Source organism: Streptomyces sp. QH1-20, from assembly GCF_041283565.1.
Lineage (GTDB): Bacteria > Actinomycetota > Actinomycetes > Streptomycetales > Streptomycetaceae > Streptomyces > Streptomyces syringius.
This window is the reverse complement of sequence record NZ_CP166299.1, coordinates 1,201,252-1,221,504: the sequence shown is the minus strand read 5'-3', so window position 1 is coordinate 1,221,504 and position 20,253 is coordinate 1,201,252. Positions and strand designations below refer to the sequence as shown.

The window sequence follows — 20,253 nt, the reverse complement described above, 5'->3', positions numbered from 1 at the left end:
GGCGGGCGACGACCACATGAGACCGGGCCCCGGGCTCCCCTCAGGACGAGGGGAGTCCGGGGCCCGGTTCGTTCCTCCGGAGGCGTCAGTGCCCCCGCAAAGCGAAGACCCTCGCGAAGGCCGCCCTGGTCGGGGAGTCGGGGGTGCGGTCCAGAACGCCGAAGACGACGTGCTCGAAGCGTCCCGCGAAGCGGCCCTCCCCGGTCAGATGGCCGTGGAAGGCGGCCGCGACGTGGGCCGGGTCGTTCCGGAAGACCCCGCAGCCCCAGGCGCCGAGCACCAGCCGGCGGTAGCCGTGCGCCGCCGCCACCTCCAGCACCCGCCCGGCCCGGGTGGCCAGGGTCGCCGGGACGCGCGCGGTGAGCTCCGGCTCCCGGCGGGCGATCACCCCCGCGTTGGGGGCGGGGGAGGTGAGGAACCCCGCGGTGAAGGACGTCTCCAGCAGGGTGCCCCGGTCGTCGCGGAACACCGGCACGCCGGGGGAGTGGATGACGCGGTGGCTGTAGAAGGGGCTGGGGTCGGCCCGGTGCGCGGCGTAGAACTCCGGTACCTCCCGCAGGCACGTATAGAGCGCCGAGCCGCGGCACAGCGCCTCCTCCTGAGCTTGCGCGCCATTGAGGTAGCCGCCCCCGGGATTGCGGGCGGAGGCGAAGTTGAGCACCGCGACCGTGCCGTCGGCCGCCATCCGCCGCGCGGCGTCCAGGCTGCCCTCGGCGGTCACCTCGAACACCGTCGCCGCCCCCGCCGCCCCGGCGCCCGGCTCCGGCACAGCCACCGGCTCCGGCCCGTACAGCCGGGTCCCCCGTACCGCCCGGCCGATCGCCTCCGTGAGGCCGACGGTCCGGCCGGCGGGGCTGGTGTAGCCACCGGTCGCGACGATCTCCTCGGTCTCCTTGGCGATGCCGCGCAGCCGGGCGCTCATATGCGATTCCTTGTCATGGTTCCCTTGCGATGATCATTACGGAGCGCCGAGCGTACGGGGCGGGTCGATATTCGGCCATGCCTTTTTCGCGGGATTCGCACAGTCCCTCCGCTGCCTTCGCGCGGAGCGGCTCCGGGAGACGGCGCTGCCGGTGGGCCGTGACACGGCCGCCGACCGGGTGATCGCGCGCCGCCACCCGGCCTACCGGCCGGTGCGGCCGCTTGCCCTCACGGAGCCGGGCGGGTGGCCTGGACGGGGGCACCCCCGCGCCCGCGCCCGCAGGAGGCACCGATGTCCGTACGTACCGCCGTGGTCGTGGCGACGGCCGCCGCGCTGACCGTCCTCCCCCTGGCCCCGGCGGACGCCGACGAGCCGGGTCAGGGGCGGCTCTTCCTGACCGTCTCCGGTTCCCGGGACACCTGGATCCGCGGCGTCCGGCTGTCCTGCCCGGGCCCGGGCCACCACCCCCACGCGCGCGAGGCCTGCGCGAGCCTGAAGCGGGCCCACGGCGACCCCGGCGCCCTGACCGGCGACCGCCACCTGTGCACGCGCGAGTACGACCCGGTCACCGCCGGCGCCGACGGCACCTGGCACGGCCGTGTCGTCAACTGGCGCAAGACCTTCCCCAACGCCTGCGCCCTCGAGTCCGCGACCGGAGACGTCTTCCGGTTCTAGGGCCCGGGGCGCCCCCTCTCACGACCCCCGCGCCGCCAGTGCCCCCAGCGTCACCAGCATCAGCACCACCCAGGTGAACCACAGCCAGCCATTGCTGCCGAGGGTCACCGAATAGGCGGTCACCACGACCAGACCGCCCACCGTCATTCCCGCCATCGTCTTCGTCGATCCGGGCATGCCCCGCACCTCCTCACGGCGGCCCCGACGTCGAAACCGACAGGCGTGAACGCGCGGACCGCGGCCAGGAGACCATCGTCTCCCGGCCGCGGTCCGTACCGCCATACCGCTGTCGCCGGCGGCTCACTGCTCCCGTGTGCGGAGCGAGGCCAGATAGGCGTTGTAGGCCGCCAGCTCCTTGTCACCGTCCCGGTCCGCCGTCCGGTCCGTGCGCCGCGCCTGGCGCTGGTCGGAGCGGTACCACTGGTACACCAACGCGATCAGCACCACGACCGAGGGGATCTCGCTGAACGCCCAGGCGATGCCGCCGCCCGCCTGCTGGTCCGACAGCGGATCGATGCCCAGCGAGGCCGGCGGGTTCGTGTACGTGCCGATCATCGGCTCCGAGGCCATCATCAGCGCGATGCCGAAGAAGGCGTGGAAGGGCATGCCGGCGAACAGCTCCAGCATCCGCATCACGTATCCCGGCCGGTGCGGACCCGGGTCGACGCCCATGATCGGCCAGAAGAACACCAGACCCACGGCGAGGAAGTGCACCATCATCGCGATGTGCCCCGTCTTGCTCCCCATCAGGAAGTCGAAGAGCGGGGTGAAGTACAAGGCGTACAGGCTCGCGATGAACAGCGGGATCGTGAACGCCGGGTGCGTGATGATCCGCATGTAGCGGCTGTGCAGCAGCGCGACCAGCCACTCGCGCGGCCCCTTGCGCCCGCGCCCCGCCGCCGGCAGTGCCCGCAGGGTCAGCGTCACCGGGGCACCGAGCAGGATCAGGATCGGCGAGAGCATGCTGATGACCATGTGCTGGACCATGTGCACGCTGAACATGACCATGCCGTACTCGTTGAGCTTGGTGCACATCACCAGCGCGACCGTCAGCACACCGAGCACGAAGGCGACCGTACGGCCGACCGGCCACGCGTCACCCCGCCGCCGCAGTCGCACCACGGCCCAGCCGTACAGGCCCAGCCCCAGCAAGCAGCTGATCATGAAGAACGGATCGCCGCTGAACTCCAGACCCCGTCCCAGGGTGAACGGCGGCAGATCCATCATCATGCCGTGCCCGCTGTGATCCATCCGCTCTCTCCCATTTCGCACCAATGCGCCGGGACCAGAGTAGAGCCGCCCCCGGCCGCGACTCCGGCCGGGGGCGGCTCCGCGCGCAGGCCCCGTGAACTGCCGGGGAACCGCCGGGAAAGGCGTGAGGGTCAGCTCACAGCACGCACTCGACCTCGGAGTACCGCTCCTGCGGCACGGTCTTCAAATGCTCGACGGCCGCCGCCAGCGGCACCAGCGTGATGTCCGTCCCGCGCAGGGCGGTCATCATCCCGAACGCTCCCCGGTGCGCGGCCTCCACCGCGTGCCAGCCGAAGCGCGTCGCCAGCACCCGGTCGTAGGCCGTGGGCGTACCGCCGCGCTGCACATGGCCGAGGATCACCGGCCGGGCCTCCTTGCCCAGGCGCTCCTCCAGCTCGACGGCCAGCTGCCGGGCCACACCGGCGAACCGCTCGTGGCCGTAGACGTCCGTGGCGCCGACATCGAAGGCCATCGTGCCCTCGCGGGGCTTGGCGCCCTCCGCGACCACCACGATCGCGAACCGCTTGCCCGCGTCGAAGCGCTGCCCGACCACCTTCGTCAGCTCGTCGATGTCGAAGGGGCGCTCCGGCACGACGATGGCGTGCGCGCCCGCGGCCATGCCCGAGTGCAGGGCGATCCAGCCGGTGTGCCGTCCCATCACCTCGACGATCAGCACCCGCTGGTGTGACTCGGCGGTGGTCTTGAGCCGGTCCAGGGCCTCCGTGGCCACGCCCACGGCCGTGTCGAAGCCGAAGGTCACATCGGTCGACGCGATGTCGTTGTCGATGGTCTTGGGGACGCCCACGATGGGCAGTCCGGCGTCCGAGAGCAGCCGGGCCGCCTTCAGCGTGCCCTCGCCGCCGATCGGGATGACGGCGTCCAGACCGAGCTCGGCCACATGCCCCTTGGCCCGCTCGACGCCGTCGCGCAACTGGGCGGGCTGGACCCGGGAGGAGCCGAGGATCGTGCCGCCGAGGGCCAGGATGCCGCCCACCGCGTCCAGGTCGAGCTTGCGGTAGTCCGCTTCCAGCAGACCCCGCCAGCCGTCGTGGAAGCCGATGACCTCGTCGCCGTGGTCGACGACGGCTCGGTGCACGACGGACCTGATGACGGCGTTGAGTCCGGGGCAGTCGCCGCCGGAGGTGAGTACACCAATGCGCATGACAGGGAACCTTCGCAACAGGGGCCTTGAGGCCGGACCCCGTCGTCCGGCTGGATCCCCGTCACCCTACTAGCGAGGGGTGACGGGGGCCGCGACCATCCATCATGCGGTCGCCGTGCGGGCCCTCGCGGGGCCCGCACGACGGTCGTGCCGTTACGCGGGCTGGCTGGCCGCCGCGATCCGCTCGGCGCGCAGCGCGTCGTACCACCGGTCGTCGACCGGCGGCAGGGCGTTGACGTCCAGGGCCAGCTTGATCAGCAGGTCCGCGATGTGCGGGTTGCGGGCCATGACCGGGCCGTGCATGTACGTACCGAAGACCGTCTCGTTGTACGCGCCCTCGGTGCCGTCACCCGTGCCGTTGCCCTGGCCGAACCGCACCCGGGCGAAGGGGCGGGCGGTCGGGCCGAGGTGGGTGACGCCCTGGTGGTTCTCGAAACCGGTCAGGGGCGGCAGACCGAGCGGCGCGTCGATGTCGGCCAGCACGTCGCCGACGCACCGGTCGCCCTCACCGCGGGTGCTGACGACGTCCAGCAGACCCAGGCCCTGCTCGCGCTGGCCGAGGTCGTTGATGAACTCGTGGCCCAGGATCTGGTAGCCGGCGCAGACCGAGAAGACGATCGCGCCGTTGGCGACAGCCCGGTTCAGACCGCCGTCGCGGCGCAGCCGCTCGGCCGCCAGCCGCTGCGGCCGGTCCTCACCGCCACCGATCAGATAGATGTCCCCGGAGGTGGGGATGGGCTGGTCGGACCGTACGTCCACGCGCTGGACATCGAGGCGGCGCTGCAGCGCGCGCCGCTCCAGGACCAGGGCGTTGCCCTGGTCGCCGTAGGTGCTGAGCAGGTCGGGGTAGACCCACACCAAACGCAGACTGTTCTGGCTCATGCTCACAATCCTCAGTCCTGAGTGGGGTCAGTTGCCGACGCGGCGGCGGACGTCCTGGAACGCGGTGTAGTTGGCGATCAGCTCGATCCGGCCGGGCGGCGCCGCCGCCACCGCCTCGTCGACGCTCTCGCAGACCCGGAAGTCCAGGCCCGCGACCTCCAGTCGCACCGCGAGGTCCAGCTTGCGGTCACCGATCACGAAGATCGGGTGCCCCGCGAGCCGCGGGTAGTCCACGTCCCACAGCCAGGAGGTGTCCGTGCCGTCGGCACCCCGTGCGTTCACCGACAGGATCACCGGTGCGGGCGGGCCGTCGATCAGCGAGAACGTCTCCAGCCAGCCGGCCGGGTTCTTCGCCAGCAGCAGCCGGATCTCGCGGTTCATGTAGGTGACCACGTCGAACCGGCCCGCGACCGCCTGCACCTGGTACATCCGCTCCAGGGCCACCTGCGGCGGCACCCCGAAGGTGGCCGCGACGGCCGCCGACGTGGTGGCGTTCGCCTTGTTGGCCCGGCCCGGCAGCTGAAGGTGGATGGGCCACGCGCTGCCGTGCGGGTCGAGGACGTAGTCGCCCGACAGCGCCCAGCTCGGGGTCGGGCGACGGAAGCCGCACTCGCCGCAGAACCAGTCGTCGCCCGGGCGCTGCATGACGCCACCGCACGACGGGCACGACCAGGCGTCGTCCTTCCACTCCTGACCGGCCGCCACCCACACCACGTTCGGCGAGGAGGAAGCGGCCCATACGATCAGCGGGTCGTCGGCGTTGGCGATCACCACGGCCTTCGTGCCCGCCAGGCCCTCGCGCCACTTCTCGGCGAGCATCCGCGTCTCCGCGGCGCGGTCGAGCTGGTCACGCGAGAGGTTCAGCAGCGCTATGGCCTTGGGCGAGACATCCCGGGCGACTCCCGCCAGGTACTTCTCGTCCACCTCGATCACGCCGTAGCGCGCGTCCGAGCCACCGGCCAGGGCGGAGGTGATGCCCGCGGGCATGTTCGCGCCCAGCGCGTTGGACACCACCGGGCCGCTGGCCCGCAGTGCCTCGGCGATCAGTCGGGTCGTGGTCGTCTTGCCGTTCGTCGCCGACACCAGGACCACGTCCAGGTGGGTCGCCAGCCGCGCCAGCAGATCGGGGTCGAGCTTGAGCGCGACCTTTCCACCGATCACTGATCCGCTGCCGCGGCCCGCGGCTCGCGACACCGCCGCAGCAGCCTTGCCCGCCGTCACGGCCAGCTTGGCCCGCGGCGACAGCGGCCCCGTGTTGCCTGCCATCGTCCTAGATCCTCCTTGCATCCGGCGCCGCGCCTGTCCCTGGTCCGCCGGTGGAACGCCCCCTCCGCGCCGAATCGCCAGCCGGGAGGCTTCGGTCGGGGTGCAGCCTATCGAGATCCCGCCGCGGGCCCGAACCCGCCGTCCGCGGAACGTAGGCTGGGGGGATGCGAAAAGGTCTCATCCCCGGCAGCTCCGGACACGTACGACCCCTGCGGCTGCTTGGCGATCAAGGCCTGCGCACCCCCTGCGAGGAGGTCACGGACTTCGGCGCGGAGCTCGCGAAACTCATCGAGGACATGTACGCGACGATGTACGCGGCCCGGGGCGTGGGCCTCGCCGCGAACCAGATCGGCGTCCCCTTGCGCGTCTTCGTCTACGACTGCCCCGACGACGAGGACCGCCGCCACCTCGGCCACCTCGTCAATCCGCGGCTGGTCACGGCCGACGGCGACGTCTACCCCGGTCCCGAGGGCTGTCTCTCGCTGCCCGGCCTCGAAACCGGCACCCCGCGCTTCGACCACGCCGTCGTGGAGGGCTTCACCGCCGACGGCTCGCCCACCCGCGTCAGCGGCACCGGCTTCTTCGCCCGCTGTCTGCAGCACGAGTGCGACCACCTCGACGGCGGGCTCTACATCGACCACGTGACCGGGCTGCGCCGCCGCCGCGCCCTGCGGGCCGCGCGGCGTGCGCCGTGGTGGGAGCCGGGCGCGGCGGAATCGGCCTGGAACGCGACGGCGAACCCGTCCGTCGGTACCGACTCCGTCCGCCCCGGCCGCCCCGGATCCGTACGCACCGAGGCGTAGGCTCCCCGGCCCCCGGCGGTCAGAAGCCGGGACCGTCCGAGCGGTCGCCCGCCACGGCCAGCCGGCCCCACAGCAGATCCGTCAGGTGCCGCACCAGCTGGGCGCGCGGGAACGGCTGCTCGCGCAGCCACCAGTCGCCGGCCGCGTGCATCATGCCGACGATCCCGTGGCCCCAGGCGCGCGCGAGGTCCTCGCCGCCCGGCCCGAGGTCGACCCGCTCGGCGATCACCCGGGCCAGCTCCTCGCCCATCCGCCGCAGCAGGGGAGCGGAGTGCCGCCCCACGTCGAAGCCCTGCTCCGAGGACTGTCCCTCCTCGGCCGGGTGCATCAGGAACCGGTACACCTGGGGGCGGGCCTCTATTGCCGCGAGATAGGCGTCGAGCGTCGACTCGACCCGCTCGCGGCGGGCCACCGGCGCGTCCAGCGCCGAGCGCAGCCCGTCCAGCAGCCCGTCCGTGTGCCGTACGGCCAGGGCCCGGTAGAGCCCTCCCTTGTCCCCGAAGTGGCGGTAGAGGATCGGCTTGGTGATCCCCGCCTCGGCCGCGATGGCGTTCATCGACGCCCCCGGACCGTCCCGCAGCACCACCCGGTCCGCAGCCTCCAGCAATTCCCTGCGCCGCTGCTCCGCCGCCCGCTGCTGATCGTCCCGCTGAGTGGTTTCCATATGACGTGCCTCCCCGCCCCCGTGCTTCTGTAACGCCTGCGCAACGTAACACCCGCACCACGCAGCGGATCCGAGGGGCGAGGGAGTTGACACACCTACTGGCGGGTAACAGACTCGCGTTACCGGGAGTAACGATCGCGTTGGAGGGGTCATGGCGGAGTTCACCATGGAGCTGAACGAGGATCAAGTGGGCGTCCGTGACTGGATCCACGGCTTCGCGGCCGATGTGATGCGCCCGGCCGCCGCCGAGTGGGACGAGCGCGAGGAGACCCCCTGGCCCGTCATCCGGGAAGCGGCGAAGATCGGTCTGTATTCGCTGGATTTTTACGCGCAGCAGTTTCTCGACCCCACGGGGCTCGGCATCCCCATGACCCTGGAGGAGCTCTTCTGGGGTGACGCGGGTCTCGGCCTCGCGATCGCCGGTACGGGTCTCGCCGCGATCGGTGTCTTCACCAACGGCACGGACGAGCAGATCGGCACCTGGGTGCCCCAGATGTACGGAGACGCGAACGATGTGAAGCTCGCGGCCTTCTGCTCCTCCGAGCCCGACGCGGGCTCGGACGTCGCCGCCATGCGCACCCGGGCCGTCTATGCCGAGGCCACGGACGAATGGGTGCTGACCGGCACCAAGACCTGGGCGACCAATGGCGGCATCGCCGACGTCCACGTCGTCGTCGCGGTGGTCGACCCCGCGCTCGGCTCCCGCGGCCACGCCTCCTTCATCGTCCCGCCGAACACCCCGGGGCTGTCCCAGGGGCAGAAATTCAAGAAGCACGGCATCCGCGCGTCCCACACCGCCGAGGTCGTCCTCGACGGTGTCCGGGTCCCCGGCCACTGTCTGCTGGGTGGGAAGGAGAAGCTCGACGAGCGCCTGGCCCGGGCCCGCGAACGCGCCGCGCAGGGCGGCGAGCGCGGCCGGAACGCCGCGATGGCCACCTTCGAGGCCTCCCGCCCGGCGGTCGGCGCCCAGGCCGTGGGCATCGCCCGCGCCGCGTACGAGGTCGCCCTCGACTACGCCCGCACCCGCGTCCAGTTCGGCCGCCCGATCATCGACAACCAGGGCGTCGCCTTCCAGCTCGCCGACATGCGCACCCGGATCGACGCGGCCCGGCTGCTGGTCTGGCGCGCCTCCTGGATGGCCGCCACGGGCAAGCCCTTCACCTCGGCGGAGGGCTCGATGTCGAAGCTCTTCGCGGGGGAGGCGGCGAAGACGGTCACGGCCCAGGCCATGCAGATCCTGGGCGGGAACGGCTATACGCGGGAGTACCCGGTGGAGCGGATGCACCGCGATGCAGCCATTTACACCATTTTTGAGGGAACGAGTGAGATCCAGCGATTGGTGATCGCCCGCGCCGTCTCCGGCGTGCCGATCCGCTGAGCCGACCCGATACCGCCCGTAACGGGCCCGGGAACAAATGCCGTTGCGCCCTCGGCGTCCGCCGTTACAGTGGTATCCGTCCAGGTGCGACAGGTGATCGTTACTTCTCCTTCCTAGAGAGAGACCCGGGTTCGAATCCCGGTCGGTGTGTTCGGACACCGGTAGCTCAGCGGCCCAGAGCGCTTTGTCACGATCGCCGACCTTGATCTCTGGACACCTCGACTCGATACGCACCTCCCGGTGCGCAGGGTCCGGTTCCTTCTTGTGGTGAAAGCGCCGGCCCCGTCCTTGATCTCGGGAGGCACGACAGCGGGGCCCGGCGGGATACCGCCGGGCCCCGCTGCCTGGGGCCTCCTCTCTGCCGTGGGGGGATTTTTCATGGCACGCTTCAACACCCGCACCACCCGGCCCGCCGCGACCTCGCCGGTCGTCAGCGAACAGAGCCCCTCCACGCGCACCTACGAAGGAGCCGCGGGGTACGCGCGCACGGCGAAGAGCGAGCTCTTCCTCCTCGCCGTCGGCAATCTCGTCGGCACCGACACCTTCTACGAGAAGGCCGACGAGCGGGACGACCGCTACGCCCGGCTCGTCCGCGAGCTGGCCATGGCGGACCCCGGGTGGACCGTGGACTTCCTGCGCTGGCTGCGGGGCCCCGGCAATATGCGCACCGCAGCCCTCGTCGGCGCCGCCGAGTTCACCGCCGAGCGGATCCGCCGGCAGGCCCCGGGGTATTCGCGGCAAGCGGTCGACGCGGTGCTCCAGCGGGCGGACGAGCCGGGCGAGTTGCTCGGCTACTGGACGAGCCGGTACGGGCGGAATCTGCCCAAGCCCGTCAAGCGCGGCATCGCCGACGCCGTCCGGCGCCTGTACACCGAGCGCGCGCTGCTGAAGTACGACACGGACTCCAAGGGCTACCGCTTCGGCGACGTCCTCAACCTCGTGCACCCCGCGCCCGCCGCCGACAAGCCCTGGCAGGGCGAGCTGTTCCGGCACGCCCTCGACCGCCGCAAGGGCCGTGACCAGGCGATCCCCGCGTCGCTGACGACGCTGCGCAAGCGCGCCGAGCTGATGGCCGTGCCGGTGGAGAGCCGGCGGAAGCTGCTCCTGGACGCGGGGGAGGGCAATCCGCTCGACGGCGCGGGCATGACGTGGGAGGCCCTCGCGGGCTGGCTGCAGGGGCCGATGGACGCCGCCGCGTGGGAGTCCGTCATCCCCTCCATGGGGCTCATGGCCCTCGTCCGCAACCTCCGCAACTTCGACGAGGCCGGGGTCGGTGACGAGGTCGCGGAGCGGATCGTGGCGCGCCTGCGCGACCCCGAGCAGATCGCCACGTCCCGGATGCTGCCCTTCCGGTTCTGGGCGGCGTACAAGCACACGGAGTCGCTGCGCTGGGCACACGGCCTGGAGCGGGCCCTCGACGCCTCGCTCGCCAACCTGCCCGCGCTGTCCGGCCGGACGCTGATCCTCGTCGACCGGTCGCCGTCGATGTTCCCCGGCGCCTGGTACTCCACGCCGAACCGGTCCGACATCACGCTCGCCGAGCAGGCCGCCGTCTTCGGTGCCGGGCTGGCGCTGCGGGCCGAGAACCCCACGCTGGTCGAGTTCGGGATGCGCAGCGCGGAGGTGCGGGTGCCGAAGGGCGGCAGCATGCTCCGGCTCGTCGGGGAGTTCGGCCGAATCGACGGCACGGACATCCCGACGGCCGTGAAGAAGCACTACGACCGGCACGACCGGGTGGTCGTGGTGACGGACGAACAGACCCGCCCCGGCTGGCTGCCGTCGAACTGCGCGAACCACGGCGGGCTGCCCGAGACGCGGATCGACGATCTGATCCCCGGTGACGTGCCGGTCTACATGTGGAACATGGCGGGCTACCGCCCCGGCGCCATGCCGTCGGGCAGCGGCAACCGGCACGCGCTCGGCGGCCTCACCGACGCCGCCTTCCGGATGATCCCGCTGCTGGAGGCCGGGCGGCACGCCCGCTGGCCGTGGGAGGACGCGGCGCGGGGCTGACGAGCGCTCCGCATCGCGTCCGAAATCCGCTCCCCGGCCGGCTCCGTGGGAAGAACCATGGCCCTCGCGGTGCTCTCGCTGGAGGCGCGCGCGGACCCGCGCGCCTTCGACACCGCCGAAGGGGCACATGATGGCCGGTCAGGCGCGCGGCGCGGGCAGCGGCGTGAGTACCTTCGGACGTCAAGATTCCATCAAGACCGGTCCGAGGTGGGCGGGAGCCGCCGGGGCGGAACGCGGCAGGCTACAGGAGTCGGGTGGAGGCCGGATGACATGTCCGGGGGCGACGTGCATTTTCGGTTCAATCACCCCCGCGTCGTGCGGCTGTTCGATGCCAGGCGGACGCGCGGGCACACCCTGTAGGCGGCCGGGAACAGACCGTCCAGCGTTGGCCATGCATAGTCGCCATTCTGGCTGAAATGTGGTGGGTGACCATGACCCGTCCTGTTACCGTCGATTCCGATCTTGATCGTGCAAGTCGGTTCATCGGAGCTGTTCTTCCGTCACATCGGATCACCAGAGGTCGAGTGTGGCTTCACGAAAGAGAGAACGCGTGGCGGTCAGCAGCGGTATAGGTCACGGCGCCACCCGGCTCCTGGTCGGCCGATCCACCGAGCTGAACGACTTGGCACGGCACGCCGCTAAGGCACGCGACGGCGCCGCGCGGGCGGTTCTCGTCCGCGGACCCGCCGGAATCGGCCGGACCAGCCTGCTGTCCTCCCTCACCGAACAACTGCGCTCCGACGGCATGGCCGTCCGCTCCTTCACCGGCCGCGAGAGCGCCGTACGGCCCCGGCCGTACCAGGCCGCGCACGAACTCCTCGGGGCGGCACCCACCCCGGCCCCCGCCCGCCCCGCGCCCCGCGCCCGGGCCACGGCCCCCGCCGCCACCTCCGCCGCCTGCCTCGCCTACGCCGCCCAGCGACGGCTCTACGGACACGCCGTGGCCCTGCTGGCCGCCGGCCCCCTCGCGCTCGTCCTGGACGACGCGCAGTGGTGCGACGAGGCCTCCCTCAAATGCGTGGACTTCGTGCTCCGCCGGTCGGCCGGCCGGCCGCTGCTGGTCCTGTTCGCCCAACGCACCGAATGCGGCGGGCCCGGGGCGCCGATGCTCGGCGAGATCCTCGCCCAGGACCGCTGCGACCTGCTGGAACTCGGCCCGCTGGGCGATGACGAGACCGCCCGCCTGGTCACCCGCGCCCTGGCCGGACCGCCCGACGAGCGCTTCGTTCGACGCTGCGCCGAACTCTCCGGGGGCAACCCCCAACTCCTCCACCGGCTGCTCGCCGGGCTGCGCGAGGCCGGGGTCCGCCCCGACACCGGCGGGCTGCACCAACTCGAAATGGTGGGCCAGCGCGTCGTCGCCGCCGGGGTCCCGGCCTATCTGGCCGGCCAGCCCCACCACGTGCGGCAGGTGGCCCGGGCGCTGGCCGTCCTCGGGCGCGACGACGCCGAACCCCTCAGCGCCCTCTCCGGGGTGCCCCTCAAACGCATGACCTCCGCCCTCGACGCCCTGCGGCGCAACGATGTCATCGCGCCCGGCACGACCGGCGCCATGTGCGACGCGGTGCGCTCGGCGGTGCTCGACGGCCTCGCGGCCCCCAAGCTGGAATGGCTGCGCGCCCGCGCGGCCCGGGTGCTCAACGACGCCGGACGACCCGCCTGGGAGGTCGCCGACCAACTGGTCCTGCTCAAGGAGCTGACCGAGCCGTGGATGCTCGCCGTGCTCCGCGACGCCGCCGCCGAGGCACCCGCGCGCACCACCACCTCCCGGGCCTCGGTGCGGTACCTCCAGCGGGCCCTGGCCGCCGAACTCACCGAGGACCAGCGCAAGGACGTACGGATCGAACTGGCCCGGGCCTCGGCCCAGGTGGCACCCGCCATGGCGCTGTGGCATCTGCGCCAGGCCCTCGGCGACGCGAGAACCGCCCGGGACCGCGCGCCCATCGCCGTGGAGTACGGGATGACGGCCCTCGGCAGCCGCAGCGCCCCCGAGGCGATCCGGGTGCTGGGCCGCACCCTCGACGCGCTGACCGCCGAACTGGGAGAGGACCCCACCCCCGCCGACCGGGAGCTGCTCACCTCCGTCACCTCCGCCCTGCTGGTCACCGCCGTGAACGAGAAGGGCGCGATGGCCGCGGTCCGTGAGCGGACCGGCGCGTCCCCCGCCGCACCGGCGGGGGACAGCCCGGCCGAGCGGCAACTGCTCTCCGCCCTCAGCGGCTTCGCCGCGCTCGACGGCCGGCCCGCCCACGAGGCGGCGGCGCTGGCCCGGCGCTCACTGCGGGTCCAGGAGTCCGCACCCGGCGGCTGGTGGGTGCTCGGATCCTCCCTGGTCCTCGCCCTCGCCGACGAGGTCGACGAGGCACTGGCGGGGCTGGACCGCTCACTGACCGGCAGCCGCGCACGCCACGAACCGTGGTTGCACCTCGGCGCCCTCGCCGGACGGTCCCTCGTCCGGCACGGCGCGGGCGACGTGGCCGCCGCCGCCGAGGACGCCCGGACCGCCGTCGAATTCGCCGAACAGGGCGAACGGGCCCCCGGCGCCCCCCTCGCGTACATCGCGCTCGGCACCGTGCTGCTCTCCCAGGGCCGCACCGAGCGGGCCGAGGCCGCGCTCGACCGCGCCGCCCGGCCCGGGCTGGAGCGGCACATCTGGGAGTGGCACCACTACCTCTACGCCAAGGGCCGCGCCCGACGGGAGCGCGGTGACCTCGACGGCGCACTGGAGGCATGGCTGCGCTGCGGACGAAGCCTGGAGGAGGCCGGGGTGACCAACCCCGTCCTCGCCCCCTGGTGGCTGCCCGCCACCCACACGCTCGTCGGCCTGGGCCGCACCGGCGAAGCCGCCGACCTCGTCGCCCGGACCGCACCCTGGGTCCGGCGCTGGGACACCCCCCGCGCACAGGGGCTCGGCCTGCTCGGCGCGGGCATCGTCGCCGAGGGCCGCGCCCGGCTGGACCTGCTCGCCGAGGCCGTGGACGTCCTCGCCGGCTCCCCGGCCCGGCTGGAGCACGCCAAGGCCGCCTACCAACTCGGCTGCGAACTGCTGCACCACGACGACGCCCGGGGCGCGCGCCGCCATCTGCGGCAGGCGATCGAACTCGCCACCCGCTGCGGCTATCCCATGCTCAGCGAGCGGGCGCGCAAGCTGCTCGTCACCGCGGGCGGCCGGATGCCGCAGCTCGCGTCCAGCCCCGTCGACTCCCTCACCGACAGCGAACGCAAGATCGCCGTGCTGGCCAAGGGCGGCGTCAGCAACAGGGAGATCGCCGAGGCACTGTTCGTCACCCCCCGCACGGTGGAGATGCACCTGACCAACGTCTACCGGAAGCTCGACGTGCGCGGCCGCGCCGACCTGCCCGCCCAACTCGCCGCGTACGGCACGCCGCCCGGGCGGCAGCCGCGGCGGCCGGGCCGGTAGGAGGTCGGCGGTGGTGAGACAGGTGTCGTACTCGCGGGACGAGAAGCCGGAACGCCGGCCGCCCGCGCCCGGCTCCGCCGGTGCGCCGGCGCGGCTCGCCGAGGGCGAACTCGTCGAGCGGGAGCGGGAGCAGGAGCTCCTCGCCCGGCTGCTCAGCGGTCTGCGCTCCGGGCGGTCCGCGGCGGTCGAGGTCCGCGGCGTCCCGGGCAGCGGCCGCAGCGCCCTGCTGAGCCGGGCCGCGGAGCTCGCGATCCGGACCGGGGTCGAGGTGGCCACGGCCCAGGCGTCGTGGGAGGAGTCCGGGCTCCGCTACGGTGTGGTCGCCCAACTCCTCGCCGCCCTCCCCCCGGCCACCGGTACGGGCGCCGCACCGCCCCCGCCGGGTGACGAGCCGACGGACCGCACCGTGGAGCTGTGCCGGGTGTTCCTCACCGCGGCCCGTGCCCGTCCCCTGCTGCTCGTCGTCGACGACGTCCAGTGGGTGGACCCGTACTCGCGCCGCTGGCTCCAGGCACTGGCCCGCAGGCTCGACTCCGCCCCCCTGATGCTGCTCACCGCGCGCAGCGACGCGCTGCCCGGTGGTCCGTACGACCGCATCGAGCTGTGCCCGCTGGCCGACGCTCCCGCCGTCACCGGTCATACCCTCCACCTCGCCCCCCTGTCGACGGCGGGGGTGGGCGAGATGCTCGGCCGCGGTTTCACCGAGCCCGCCGACCCGGCCTTCGTCCGAGCGGCGTCCCGGGCCGTGGAGGGCAACCCCGCCGTCCTGCGCGCGGTGATCGGCCGCTTCGCGGGCCACGGCCGGCCACCGACGGCCGACCGGCTGCCGCAGCTGACCGAGGCCGCCGCCGAGGCGATCGGGGACCGGGCGGCCCGTACGTTCAGCGTCCTGCCCGAGGAGCTCCTCGGCGTCCTGCGCGTCATCGCGGTGGCCGGCCGGCACTGCACCCCGGAGATGATCACCGCTCTGGCGGAGCTGCGGACCCTCGGCGCGGCCCGCGCCCTGGAACTGCTCTCCGGCACCGGCCTGCTGACGGCCGGGGACCGTCCGGCCTTCGGCGAACCCAAGGCGGCCGAGGCGGCACTGGCCGGACTCGGTGCGGAGCGCCGCGAGGAGCTGTACGCGCGCGTGGCCGAATGGGCCCACCGCACGGCCGTTCCCGACAGCGGACTGGCCCGGATGCTGCTCGGCGCGCGTGTCATCGGCCACCCCTGGGCGGTGGAGGTCCTGCGCCGGGAAGCCGCCCGGCGGCGCGCCGCCGGACCCCCCGAGGAAGCGGTGCGGCTGCTGCGACGCGCCCTGCGCGAACCCGTCCGCCCACCGCTGCGGGTGCGCATCCTCATCGAGCTGAGCACGGTGGTGCTGCCCACCTCGCCCGAGGCCGCCGACCGCCATCTGCGCCAGGCACTGCTCGTCGCCCCGGCCGACGGCAGCGTCGGACCCTCGTGGGTCCGCGCCGCCGAACTGCTCGTGGCCCGCGGCGACGTCGTCGCGGCGCAGCCGCTGATCGCCCAGGCGGCCGCCCGCAGCGAGACCCGCCCGACGGACCGCGCGGCGCTGCGGGCGCTGTACTGGCTCGCCGAGCACAGCCAGCAGGGTGCGACGCACGAGCTGGACCAGCCGCGCATGCCGTCGTTGTCCACCTCGCCCACCGATCCCGCCGAGGCGGGCGTCGTCGCCTGGCGCGGCGCCCTCGCCGGCCAGGACATCAACCGCACCCGCGCACTGGCCCGTGCCGCTCTCGCCCCGTCGGCGCGGGACACCACCCCGCTGACCACCCAGCTGGCGGCCTGTCACGCGCTTGTCCTCGCCGACGACTTCGCCGAGGCACGCACCGCCCTGGACGCCGTCCTGGTGCGTGCCGAGGAGTCGGACGCCCGCGCGGTGACCGGCCTCGCCCTGCTCGTCGACGCCACGGCGGAACTGCGCCAGGGCCGCCCCGACCGTGCCGTGACCGCCCTCGACCGGGCCCGGGAGACCGTCCCGCAGCACTGCTGGCACCCCCTCATGGCTCCCGGCCCCGCGGCCTTTCGCGCCCTGGTCCAACTGGAGCGCGGGGACCTCGAAGGGGCCGAGCGGTCCGTCGCGCTGGCCCGCCCCGGCGGCGCCGAGGGCGGCCTCGCCTGGGCCCATCTGCTGTACGCCCGGGGCAGGCTGCGGCTGGCCCTCGGGCAGCGCGGCAAGGCGCTCGCGGACTTCCTGGAATGCGGCCGGCTGCTGCTCGCCCGCCAGGTGACCAACCCCGCCCTGCTGCCCTGGCGTTCGGGTGCCGCGCAGGCCCGCGGCCCGCGCACCGACGACGCCCAGGCCATCGCCCTGCTCGCCGAGGAGCGCAGGCTCGCCCTGGCGTGGGGCGCGCCGAGCGCGGTGACCACGGCCCTGCACACCGTGGGCGCACGGGCCGGGGACCCGGCCCGCCCCGGGCGCCGGCCCGGCCGGCCGTGGCCCGAACCCGCCGCCCACCCGGCCCGGACCCCCGCCACCTGGCAGTACCGGCAGGCGCTCCTCGCCCTGGGGACGACGCCGCTGAACGGCTCGGACACCATCGACGCCCTGCTCTTCGACGACACACCGGCGCCCGAACGGACCGGGCGGAGCGAACAGAGCGACCAGGCGGGGCAGACCGAGCAGACCGCACAGGGCGGACGGACCGCACCGACCCGCCCCCGGCGGGCACCGGCCGGCGCGCCCCGTACCCCCGGCGGCGCACCGCCCCCGGCGTCCCTCGGACTGACGGGCGCCGAACTGCGTGTCGCCGCCCTGGCCGCGGGCGGCCTGGCCAACCGCGCCATCGCGGCCGAACTCTCGGTGACCCTGCGCACCGTCGAACTGCACTTGACCAAGGCTTACCGCAAGTTGGGCATCTCAGGGCGTGCGGAGCTGGCCGCCGCCCTCGGGCGCGCACCGAGGGAGACACCATGACACCCCTGCTCGACCGCCGGCGCGAACTGGACCTGATCACGGCGGCGATGGCGGCGGCCGTAGAGGGCAGCGGCTCGCTGGTCGTCGTCACCGGTGGCCTCGGTGTCGGCAAGAGCGCCCTGCTCCGCGCCCTGCCCGCCCTCGCAAAGGCGCGCGGCACCACCGTCCTGCGCGCGAGCGGAGCCCTGCTCGAGGCGGACTTCGGGTTCGGCGTGGTCTCCCAACTCCTGGAACCCCTGCTCCCCGAGACCTGCGTCGAGCCGCCCGCCGACGCGACCGGGGCGGCCGTCGACGCCGAACCGCACCGCGAACTCCTCGCGCTGGTGGACCACCACAGCGCGCGCGGACCGCTGCTGATGCTGGTGGACGACCTCCAGTGGGCCGACCCGCCCTCGCTGCGCTGGCTCGCCCAGCTGGCCAAAAGACTGCCGCGGCTGCCCGTCACCGTGGTCGTCACCCTCCGCGACGGCGACACCCGGGCCGAGGAGCCGCGCGTCCACGAGGTCACCGACCGCGCGGCGCACACGCTGCGCCCCGGCCCGCTGTCCGCGCGCGGCACGGCCGAGCTGGTGGCCGCCCGCTTCGGCCGCCCCGGCGACCCCGCCTTCGTCACCACCTGCCACAAGGCCACCGGCGGCAACCCCCTCTTCCTCACCGCGACCCTGGCGGGCCTCGCCGAGACGGACGAGCCCGTCGCCGCGCGGGCCGCAGCCGTGCACGGACTGCGGCTGCCGGCGCTGCGCGAGCGGCTCGTCGTCGCCCTGCGCTCCCAGCCCGGACCCGTGCGGGACATGGCCAAGGCGATGGCGGTCCTCGACGACCCGGCCGACCCCGTGCTCGTCGGCAGGCTCGCCGGCCTCGACGAGACCGGCCGCGACGCGGCCGTCCGGGGCCTGGCCCGCCTCGGGCTGCTGGCCGAGGGCCCCGTACCCCGCTTCGCCCACCCGGCCGTGCGCGACGCCGTCGAGGAGATGATGACCCCCGCCGAGCAGGAGGACATCCACATCTACGCCGCCCTGCTCCTGCACAACGGCGGCCACCCCGCCGAGCAGGCCGCGGCGCAGCTCCTCGCCGCCACCTCCTGCCAGGACGGCTGGGCGGTCGAGGTGCTGCGGGCCGCGGCCAACGCGGCCCTGCGCCGCGGTGCGCCCGAGGACGCCGCCCGCTATCTGCGGCGGGCCCTGCTGGGCAGCTCACCCACCGGAGGGGACCGGGCCACACTCCTCGTCGACCTGGCCACCATCGAGCGGGCATTCGACCCACTGGCCGCGATGCGGCACATCTCGCAGGCCCTGCTGCTGCTCCCGTCGGCCGCGCAGCGGGCCATGGCGGCCACCCGCATCCCGCCCTCGATGCTCGGCTCCTGCCCGCCGCCGTCCGTCGAACTCGTCGCCCGCACGGCCGAGGACCTGGGGGATCCCGAACGCCTCGGCGGCGCCGAGCGCGATCTGGCGCTGCGGCTCGAAGCCCGGCTGCGGCACGTGGCGGTGAGCGGCCCGGGCCAACTGCCCGGCTGCGCCGACCGCTTGCGCGCCATGGGACCGAACCCGTCCCTGCGGACCGCGGCCGAGCGGGAGCTGGTCACCGTGCTCCTGCACGGCGCCACCATGGCCCAGGGCATGCGGGCGGCCGACGTGGCCCGGCTGGCCAACCGGATCCTCCAGTACGAACCCGCCTCGCCCAACCACGCCTACACCGCCCTGCCGCTGCTGACCCACAGCCTCATCGCGGCGGACTCCTTCGAGACGATCGGCCCCTGGCTGGAGACCGCCCGGGAGCAGGCCCGCCGGGAGAACGCCACCGTCCCCCAGACGGTGATCGGTATCGAGCTCACGCACGTCGCCCTCGCCCAGGGCCGCCTCGAAGAGGCACGGGCGCGTGCCTACGAGGTGCTCGCCCTGGGCGGCGCCGAGTGGGCCACCCTCCAGTCGATGACCGCCGTCGTCGTGACCGCCATCGAGAGCCGCGACCCGGAGCTGACCCGGCGTCTGCTGTCCTACCGCCGTGAGGGCGCCGACCACGGCTACCGACCGTCCTCCCTGCAGCTCGTGCGCGGCGTCACCGCGGCGATGCGCGGTGACGCGCCGAGTGCCCTGGAGTACTTCCTGGACTGGGGGCGCTCGGCCGAGCGCGCCGACTGGCGCAACCCCGCCGTCTTCCCCTGGCGCGCCTGGGCGGCCGGGCTGCACCACCGGATGGGCAACACGGCGCAGGCCCACGACCTCATCGAGGAGGAGTACGCACGCGCCCTCGCCTGGGGCACCCGGGTGGCGATCGGCCGCGCCCAGCGGGTCCGGGGAGCCATCGCCGAGGGGGAGCGCGGCATCGCGCTGCTGCGGGAGTCCGCCGAGACCCTGGAAGGCGGCATCAACGCCCTGGAGCGGGCCAGGACCGCCCTCCTGCTCGGCCGGCGGCTGGGCGCCGACGGGCAGGCCGAGGCCGAGACCCATCTGCGCCGGGCGCAGGAGGAGGCCGACGGCTGTGGTGCCACCTGGCTCGCCGAGCGGGCCGCGCGTGAGCTGGGGAACCTCTCCCGCAGCAGGAGCTCGGCGGCCGTCGCACATCTGACGAAGGCCGAACGCCGCGTCGCGGCCCTCGCCGCGGCCGGGGAGGCGAACAAGGACATCGCCGAGCGGCTCGAGGTGAGTTCACGGGCGGTGGAGAAGCACCTCACACACGCCTACCGCAAGCTCAATGTGACAGGCCGGGCCCAACTCGCCGACCTGGCCCATCTGTTGTCCGGCACCGCGGCCGAGCCGCCGGCCCCCGGGCGACCCTGACCACCCCCCCCGGGGAACGACCGCGCCGAACCGTACCGAACTCACCCGAACCAAAGAGTCCGGAACCGAACCGAAGCATGGCGTGAACCCTCGGTAACCCGTACCTCCCGGGG

The 20,253-nt window shown here is 73.7% G+C and carries 14 protein-coding genes; 7 read left to right on the top strand and 7 right to left on the bottom strand.

From position 1 onward, the window contains the following. Positions 1-85: 85 nt before the first annotated feature. Positions 86-922 carry a TIGR02452 family protein gene (locus tag AB8O64_RS05470; protein ID WP_370418130.1) on the bottom strand — a complete coding sequence of 279 codons (837 nt, stop codon included), beginning with the start codon at positions 920-922 and terminating at the stop codon, positions 86-88. 291 nt (positions 923-1,213) lie between these two features. Here AB8O64_RS05470 and AB8O64_RS05465 point away from each other — a divergent pair, with 291 nt between their 5' ends. Further along, positions 1,214-1,597 carry an SSI family serine proteinase inhibitor gene (locus tag AB8O64_RS05465; RefSeq protein ID WP_370418129.1) on the top strand — a complete coding sequence of 128 codons (384 nt, stop codon included), beginning with the start codon at positions 1,214-1,216 and terminating at the stop codon, positions 1,595-1,597. 18 nt (positions 1,598-1,615) lie between these two features. On the opposite strand, the gene AB8O64_RS05460 is transcribed toward AB8O64_RS05465, so the two are convergent. The 5 genes from AB8O64_RS05460 to AB8O64_RS05440 form a co-directional block, all read right to left on the bottom strand. Then, positions 1,616-1,774, bottom strand: coding sequence for a hypothetical protein (locus tag AB8O64_RS05460; protein WP_356457674.1), 159 nt, complete (start codon positions 1,772-1,774; stop codon positions 1,616-1,618). A 123-nt stretch (positions 1,775-1,897) separates the two neighbouring features. Next, positions 1,898-2,848: a cytochrome c oxidase assembly protein gene (locus AB8O64_RS05455; RefSeq protein WP_356457672.1), complete on the bottom strand. Its 951-nt coding sequence runs from the start codon at positions 2,846-2,848 to the stop codon at positions 1,898-1,900. 136 nt (positions 2,849-2,984) lie between these two features. Further along, positions 2,985-4,010, bottom strand: coding sequence for a 6-phosphofructokinase (locus AB8O64_RS05450; RefSeq protein ID WP_356457670.1), 1,026 nt, complete (start codon positions 4,008-4,010; stop codon positions 2,985-2,987). Positions 4,011-4,163: 153 nt separating this feature from the next. Beyond that, positions 4,164-4,892, bottom strand: coding sequence for a type 1 glutamine amidotransferase (locus AB8O64_RS05445; protein ID WP_130876546.1), 729 nt, complete (start codon positions 4,890-4,892; stop codon positions 4,164-4,166). A gap of 27 nt (positions 4,893-4,919) precedes the next feature. Further along, positions 4,920-6,158, bottom strand: a complete 1,239-nt coding sequence (locus tag AB8O64_RS05440) for a MurT ligase domain-containing protein (RefSeq protein WP_130876545.1) — start codon at positions 6,156-6,158, stop codon at positions 4,920-4,922. 164 nt (positions 6,159-6,322) lie between these two features. Here AB8O64_RS05440 and def point away from each other — a divergent pair, with 164 nt between their 5' ends. Then, complete coding sequence (def, locus tag AB8O64_RS05435; protein WP_370418128.1) at positions 6,323-6,961, top strand: peptide deformylase; 639 nt, start codon at positions 6,323-6,325, stop codon at positions 6,959-6,961. A gap of 19 nt (positions 6,962-6,980) precedes the next feature. Here the strand turns inward: def and AB8O64_RS05430 are convergent, their stop codons facing one another. After that, a complete protein-coding gene (locus AB8O64_RS05430) occupies positions 6,981-7,625 on the bottom strand; it encodes a TetR family transcriptional regulator (protein WP_370418127.1) in 645 nt (214 codons plus the stop codon). 151 nt (positions 7,626-7,776) lie between these two features. Between AB8O64_RS05430 and AB8O64_RS05425 the strand changes: the two genes are divergently transcribed. The 5 genes from AB8O64_RS05425 to AB8O64_RS05405 all read left to right on the top strand — a co-directional run bounded on the left by AB8O64_RS05425 (position 7,777) and on the right by AB8O64_RS05405 (position 20,140). Beyond that, positions 7,777-9,003 carry an acyl-CoA dehydrogenase family protein gene (locus tag AB8O64_RS05425; protein WP_370418126.1) on the top strand — a complete coding sequence of 409 codons (1,227 nt, stop codon included), beginning with the start codon at positions 7,777-7,779 and terminating at the stop codon, positions 9,001-9,003. 378 nt (positions 9,004-9,381) lie between these two features. After that, positions 9,382-11,016 (top strand): TROVE domain-containing protein, encoded by a 1,635-nt coding sequence (locus AB8O64_RS05420; protein WP_370418125.1) that lies wholly within the window; start codon positions 9,382-9,384, stop codon positions 11,014-11,016. 550 nt (positions 11,017-11,566) lie between these two features. Beyond that, entirely contained in the window at positions 11,567-14,437 is a 2,871-nt protein-coding gene (locus AB8O64_RS05415; RefSeq protein ID WP_370418124.1) for an AAA family ATPase, read from the top strand. A gap of 13 nt (positions 14,438-14,450) precedes the next feature. Beyond that, the gene (locus AB8O64_RS05410; protein ID WP_370418123.1) at positions 14,451-17,360 is read left to right on the top strand and encodes an AAA family ATPase; all 2,910 of its coding nucleotides are present in this window, start codon (positions 14,451-14,453) and stop codon (positions 17,358-17,360) included. After that, positions 17,357-20,140 (top strand): AAA family ATPase, encoded by a 2,784-nt coding sequence (locus tag AB8O64_RS05405; RefSeq protein ID WP_370418122.1) that lies wholly within the window; start codon positions 17,357-17,359, stop codon positions 20,138-20,140. Before AB8O64_RS05410 ends, AB8O64_RS05405 begins: the two co-directional genes overlap by 4 nt. Positions 20,141-20,253 lie beyond the last annotated feature (113 nt).

What these genes read in the sequence shown, in the direction of transcription:
- AB8O64_RS05470 (WP_370418130.1), bottom strand. Translation starts at nt 922, where the DNA reads ATGAGCGCCCGGCTGCGCGGCATCGCCAAGGAGACCGAGGAGATCGTC.
- AB8O64_RS05465 (WP_370418129.1), top strand. Translation starts at nt 1,214, where the DNA reads ATGTCCGTACGTACCGCCGTGGTCGTGGCGACGGCCGCCGCGCTGACC.
- AB8O64_RS05460 (WP_356457674.1), bottom strand. Translation starts at nt 1,774, where the DNA reads ATGCCCGGATCGACGAAGACGATGGCGGGAATGACGGTGGGCGGTCTG.
- AB8O64_RS05455 (WP_356457672.1), bottom strand. Translation starts at nt 2,848, where the DNA reads ATGGATCACAGCGGGCACGGCATGATGATGGATCTGCCGCCGTTCACC.
- AB8O64_RS05450 (WP_356457670.1), bottom strand. Translation starts at nt 4,010, where the DNA reads ATGCGCATTGGTGTACTCACCTCCGGCGGCGACTGCCCCGGACTCAAC.
- AB8O64_RS05445 (WP_130876546.1), bottom strand. Translation starts at nt 4,892, where the DNA reads ATGAGCCAGAACAGTCTGCGTTTGGTGTGGGTCTACCCCGACCTGCTC.
- AB8O64_RS05440 (WP_130876545.1), bottom strand. Translation starts at nt 6,158, where the DNA reads ATGGCAGGCAACACGGGGCCGCTGTCGCCGCGGGCCAAGCTGGCCGTG.
- def (WP_370418128.1), top strand. Translation starts at nt 6,323, where the DNA reads ATGCGAAAAGGTCTCATCCCCGGCAGCTCCGGACACGTACGACCCCTG.
- AB8O64_RS05430 (WP_370418127.1), bottom strand. Translation starts at nt 7,625, where the DNA reads ATGGAAACCACTCAGCGGGACGATCAGCAGCGGGCGGCGGAGCAGCGG.
- AB8O64_RS05425 (WP_370418126.1), top strand. Translation starts at nt 7,777, where the DNA reads ATGGCGGAGTTCACCATGGAGCTGAACGAGGATCAAGTGGGCGTCCGT.
- AB8O64_RS05420 (WP_370418125.1), top strand. Translation starts at nt 9,382, where the DNA reads ATGGCACGCTTCAACACCCGCACCACCCGGCCCGCCGCGACCTCGCCG.
- AB8O64_RS05405 (WP_370418122.1), top strand. Translation starts at nt 17,357, where the DNA reads ATGACACCCCTGCTCGACCGCCGGCGCGAACTGGACCTGATCACGGCG.